A 5596-nucleotide genomic window follows, 5' to 3' on the forward strand; every position below is an offset into this window, starting at 1 on the left:
ATGCTGCCCTGGGCAGCATCGCCCGCCCGTTCTCGTTGAGCACCAGGCGCCGGCCCACGCGGTCGAACAGTGCCGCGCCGAGCGAAGCCTCCAGGTCGGCCAGCGCGGTGCTGGCGGCTGACTGCGAGCGCGCGATGCGGTCGGCCGCCGCCCGCGTGGAGCCCTCGCGCGCCGTGGCCACGAACACCTCGAGCTGCCGCAGGTTCATGCGCAGCCGCGGCTCGCTGCGCTGATCTGTTTTTCCGTTCATCGTGAGCGAGATTGTCCGCTTTTTCTTTTGAGCGACACTGCCTAAGATCGACCTTGCCTCAAGGAGACCACCGGTGTTCAAGCTGCTTTCGAGCGAACCGCTGCACGACCCCCTCGCCCCGCCGCTGCCGGGCGCCGCCACCGAGGTCAAGTGCACCACCTGCTACATGTGCGCCTGCCGCTGCGGCATTCGTGTTCACCTGCGCGAGGGCGAGAACGGCCCCGAGGTGCGCTACATCGACGGCAACCCGAATCACCCCATCAACCAAGGCGTGATCTGCGCCAAGGGCGCCTCGGGGATCATGAAGCAGGTATCGCCCGCGCGACTCACGCAGCCCTTGCTGCGCAAACCGGGCAGCGAGCGCGGTGCGGGCGAGTTCGAGCCCATCTCTTGGGAGCGCACCTTCGAGATCCTCACCGAGCGGCTCGCGAAGATCCGCGCCACCGACCCGAAGAAGTTCGCGCTCTTCACCGGCCGCGACCAGATGCAGGCGCTCACCGGCATGTTCGCGCGCCAGTTCGGCACGCCCAACTATGCCGCGCACGGGGGTTTTTGCTCCGTGAACATGGCCGCCGGAATGATCTACACGATCGGCGGCAGCTTCTGGGAGTTCGGCGGGCCCGACCTCGACCACGCCAAGCTGTTCGTGATGATCGGCACCGCCGAAGACCACCACAGCAACCCGATGAAGATCGCGCTGGGCAAGTTCAAGCGGGCGGGTGGCCGATTCATCTCGATCAACCCGGTGCGCACCGGGTATTCGGCCATCGCCGACGAGTGGATTCCGATCAAGCCGGGGACCGACGGCGCGCTGTTCATGGCGTTGCTGCACGAGCTGATCGCCAGTGACCTGATCGACCGGCCCTTCCTCAAGCGCTTCACCAATGCGCCGCAACTGGTCGTGCTGGAAGACGGCGAGCGCGAAGGCCTGTTCGCCTTCGACCCCGACCCCGCCAAGGGCCCGCCCGGCGACGGCCGCAACCCGCACAACAAGCTGGTGTGGGACACCACCAGCGGCAGCGTGAAGGCCGCCTATCCGGAAGGCATCGCCGAGGGTTGCGACCCAGCGCTCGAAGGCCATTACACGCTGGCCGACGGTACGAAGGTCGCGCCTTCGTTCGAGCTGCTGCGCGAGCGCGTCGCGACCTGCACGCCGGAGTGGGCCGCGCAGATCACCGGCATCCCGGCCGAGCGCATCAGGAAGCTTGCGCGCGAGATGGGAGAGACCGCGCTGAAGCAGGCGTTCGAGCTGCCGATTCCGTGGACCGACGCCTGGGGCAAGCGGCATGAGACGACCAGCGCGCGCGCCGTCGCCTTCCACGCCATGCGCGGCCTGGCGGCGCACTCCAACGGCTTCCAGACGGTGCGTTCGCTGGCCGTGCTGATGAGCGTGCTCGGCACGATCGACGCGCCCGGCGGCTTTCGGCACAAGGCGCCTTACCCGCGCCACATCGTGCCGAACTACCAGGCCTTCAATTCGCCCGAGATGATCAAGCCCAACACGCCGCTCAATGCCGCGCCGCTGGGCTTTCCGGCCAATCCGGAAGAGCTGGCCATCAACGTCGACGGCTCGCCGATGCGCATCGACCACGCGTTCTCGTGGGAGCACCCGCTGTCGGCCCACGGGCTGATGCACAACGTGATCACCAACGCGACCAAGGGCGACCCCTACCGCATCGACACGCTGCTCATCTTCATGGCCAACATGGCCTGGAACTCGACGATGAACACGATGGCGGTGCGCGAGATGCTCAACGCCAAGGCCGAGGACGGCGAGTTCAAGATTCCCTTCCTGGTGGTGTGCGACGCCTTCCAGAGCGAGATGGTCGCCTTTGCCGACTTGGTGCTGCCCGACACCACCTACCTCGAGCGGCACGACGTGATGAGCATGCTCGATAGGCCCATCTCGGAGTTCGACGGCCCGGTCGATTCGGTGCGCGTGCCGGTGGTGCCGCCCACGGGGCAGTGCAAGCCTTTTCAGGAGGTGCTGGTCGAGCTGGCCTCGCGGCTGAAGTTTCCGGCCTTCACCACGCCCGAGGGCGGGCGCAAGTTCACCGGCTACACCGACTTCGTCGTCAACTTCGAGCTGCAGCCGGGCATCGGCTTTTTGATGGGCTGGCGCGGCGAGAACGGCGACAAGCACTTGCGCGGCGCGCCCAACCCGAAGCAGTGGGAAATGTACGAGGCCAACAACTGCGTGTTCCAGCACCATATGCCGCAAGACATGCAGTACATGCGCAACTGGAACCAGCCCTACCTCGACTTCGCCAGGGAGCACGGCTGGCGCCAGCGCAACGACCCGGTACAACTTGCGCTGTACTCCGACACGCTGCAGAGTTTTCGCCTCGCCGCGCTCGGCAAGACGCAAGGGCGCCAACCGCCCGAGCACCTGCGCGAGCGCATCGCCACCTACTTCGACCCACTGCCCTTCTGGTATCCGCCGCTGGAGGACGACGCCACCGACTGCACGGCCTATCCGCTCAACGCCATCACGCAGCGGCCGATGGCGATGTACCACTCCTGGGATTCGCAGAACGCGTGGCTGAGGCAGATCCACAGCCACAACTACCTGCAGGTCAACCCGCTCACAGCGCGGGCCGCGGGCATTGAAGACGGCGGCTGGTGCTGGGTGGAGAGCCAGTGGGGCAAGGTGCGCTGCATGCTGCGCTACAGCGAGGCGGTGGAGCCGGGCACGGTGTGGACGTGGAATGCGATCGGCAAGGCCGACGGCGCGTGGCAGCTCGCGCCGGGTGCGGACGAATCGCGCAAGGGCTTCCTGCTCAACCACCTGATTTCGGAGGAGCTGCCGCTGGCCGGCGATGCGGGCAAGGGCACGCAGGCCCGGACCATCAGCAACTCCGACCCCATCACCGGCCAGGCCGGCTGGTACGACGTGCGCGTGCGCATCCGGCCGGCGGAACCGGAAGAGCCCGAGGAAACCTTCCCGCAGGTGGCTGCGGTGCCGGCGGCGCCGGGCGTGCTGGGCAAGGCTTCGCAGCATGTGCTGACCTACTTCGCGGGGCGCAAAAAATGATTCAGTGGCTGAAAGACCTGTTGACGCCGAGCATGGTGGGCGGACCCTCGGTATCTCACGGCGAAGGCTCCCGCGAGGCTCGCGTCTTACCCCCTCTCCCGCAAGCGGGAGAGGACCGGGGTGAGGGAGGAATCACCCCCCGCGTGCGCGCCGAGCAGGGCGAAACGCTCGCCAAACAACTGGCGTTGGTCATTGACCTCAACGTCTGCGTCGGCTGCCACGCCTGCGTGACCTCCTGCAAGCAATGGAACACCTCGGGCTCCGCCGGCCCGCTGGCCGACGAGAACGCCTACGACGCCCATCCGACCGGCACCTTCTTCAACCGCGTGCAGACCTACGAGGCCGGCATCTTCCCCGGCACCGAAACCATCCACTTTCCCAAGAGCTGCCTGCACTGCGAGGAGCCGCCCTGCGTGCCGGTGTGCCCGACCGGAGCCAGCTACAAGCGCAAGGAAGACGGGATCGTGCTGGTCGATTACGACAAGTGCATCGGCTGCGGCTACTGCGCCTGGGCCTGCCCCTACGGCATGCGCGAGCTCGACGAAGAGCGCGCGGTCATGACCAAGTGCACCCTGTGCGTCGATCGCATCTACAGCGAGACGCTGCCCGAGGCCGACCGCCGCCCCGCCTGCGTGATGGCCTGCCCCACCGGTGCTCGGCTGTTCGGCGACGTGAAGGACCCGGATTCCGACGTGTCGAAAGCGATCCGCGAGCGCGGCGGTTATTCGCTGATGCCCGAGTGGGAGACGCAGCCGGCCAACCAGTACCTGCCGCGGCGCATCACCACGCCGGAGCTGCAAGGCACGCCGGGCAGCACCGCGCAGCATGCGGCGCAAAAGAGCGTGGGCGTGCCGGGCGCCGACGACGACGTTCCCACCCGCACTCAGTAACGGACCCCGAGAGGCCGCCATGCATCCTGCACTTTCGATCGTCTTCTTCACCACCCTGGCCGGCATGGGCCAGGGCCTGCTGGTGGCACTGGCCGTGGCGCTGCTCACCGGGGTGGAAATGTCAGCGGGCTTTCAACTGCTTGCGCTCGGCGTGGCGCTGGCCTTGCTGATGCTCGGGCTGGTCTCCTCGTTCTTCCACCTGGGCCGGCCGGAGCGTGCTTGGCGCTCGGCAATGATGTGGCGCACCTCGTGGATGTCGCGCGAAGTCATCGTGCTGCCGGCGTTCATCGGCCTCGTGGCGCTGTGGTGGCTGGCGGTGTGGCTGGACGCGGGCACGGCTTGGCTGCTGCTCCTGCCGGTCGCGGTGATCGTCGGCGCCGCTGCGCTGTGGTACTGCACGGCGATGATCTACGCCTGCCTGCGCTTCATCGAGGAATGGGCGCATCCGCTGACGATCGTGAACTACACGCTCATCGGCTTGTCGTCTGGGTTGATCCTGACGTGCGCGCTGGCAGCGATGTTCAACGAGGCCGCGCTGCTGCAGGCCGCCGCGCCGTGGGCCCTGGCCGCCACGCTCGCGGCGTGGCTGACGCGCACTCTCGCCTTGCGCCGCAACGCGGCGCTGAAGCCGAAATCGACCCTGCAGTCCGCCACCGGCATCCGCTCGGCGCAACTGGTGCAGAAGTCGATGGGCATGTCGGCCGGGTCGTACAACACGCGCGAGTTCTTCCACGGCGCCGGCCTGGCCGCGGTGAAGCAAGCCAAGCTCGCGCTCATCGTGCTGGGCTTCGCACTGCCTGCCGCCCTGCTGCTGTGGGGCCTGATGGGCGGGCCGGCCTTCATCTGGGTGCTCGCGCTGCTGGTGCAGGCGCCGGGTCTGTTCGCCGAGCGCTGGTTCTTCTTCGCGCAGGCGCGGCATCCGCAGAATCTGTACTACCAGGTGGTGTCGTAGAAGAAGGCTGCTGCTCGACGGGCGCCTGGCGTTACGCGCCGGGCCCCATATCGCAGGATGGCGCGGCGCCACGAGCGCAATACGCTGCGCTCATTCTTCCTGCAGGAGCACAGAGCTGGCTCGCCCCTCCGTCGCCAGGAAAGCTGCCGCCAGGAAGACCCCCGAGAAGCCGCCGCAGTACAGCCACCGCTACTGCAACGCACGGCACACGGTCCCGCGCGAGTTCGGCCCCGGCACGAGTGCCGACCGCGCCCGTGCCATCAATGTGCTCAGCGACAAATGGGTCAACGGCACCGAGCCGAGCTGCTACTTCTTCGACCAGCCCACCGACGGCGAGAACGCCAACTTCGCCGACGGCAGCACGCCCGACGACAATGCGGCCGCATGATCGTCACCCGCCGCCCCAACGCGCTGCGCCTTTTCTTCGCGCTGCGCGGCTCGATCCTGCCGCGCATTGGCTGGAGCCTCGC

The 5596-nt window shown here is 67.5% G+C and carries 5 protein-coding genes; 4 read left to right on the forward strand and 1 reads right to left on the reverse strand.

Annotated features, from left to right (window positions below):
• A partial coding sequence (locus tag H0W38_RS15625) for a LysR family transcriptional regulator (protein WP_292455715.1) occupies nucleotides 1-250 on the reverse strand: 250 nt, incomplete at its 3' end.
• Nucleotides 251-323: 73 nt separating this feature from the next.
• On the opposite strand from H0W38_RS15625, the gene H0W38_RS15630 reads away from it, so the two are divergent.
• From H0W38_RS15630 to H0W38_RS15645, 4 genes are all read left to right on the forward strand, one after another.
• The gene (locus H0W38_RS15630) at nucleotides 324-3284 is read left to right on the forward strand and encodes a molybdopterin oxidoreductase family protein (RefSeq protein WP_292455717.1); all 2961 of its coding nucleotides are present in this window, start codon (nucleotides 324-326) and stop codon (nucleotides 3282-3284) included.
• A 143-nt stretch (nucleotides 3285-3427) separates the two neighbouring features.
• Nucleotides 3428-4174, forward strand: a complete 747-nt coding sequence (locus tag H0W38_RS15635; RefSeq protein ID WP_367162217.1) for a 4Fe-4S dicluster domain-containing protein — start codon at nucleotides 3428-3430, stop codon at nucleotides 4172-4174.
• Between the two features lie 19 nt (nucleotides 4175-4193).
• Complete coding sequence (locus H0W38_RS15640; RefSeq protein WP_292455719.1) at nucleotides 4194-5126, forward strand: DmsC/YnfH family molybdoenzyme membrane anchor subunit; 933 nt, start codon at nucleotides 4194-4196, stop codon at nucleotides 5124-5126.
• Nucleotides 5127-5391: 265 nt separating this feature from the next.
• Entirely contained in the window at nucleotides 5392-5514 is a 123-nt protein-coding gene (locus tag H0W38_RS15645; RefSeq protein WP_292455722.1) for a hypothetical protein, read from the forward strand.
• Nucleotides 5515-5596 lie beyond the last annotated feature (82 nt).

The sequence above is a fragment of the Methylibium sp. genome (genome assembly GCF_013817365.1).
GTDB lineage: Bacteria > Pseudomonadota > Gammaproteobacteria > Burkholderiales > Burkholderiaceae_C > Methylibium.

Excerpts from the sequence above, each read along its gene's own strand:
- H0W38_RS15640 (WP_292455719.1), top strand. The coding sequence starts at position 4,194 with ATGCATCCTGCACTTTCGATCGTCTTCTTCACCACCCTGGCCGGCATG.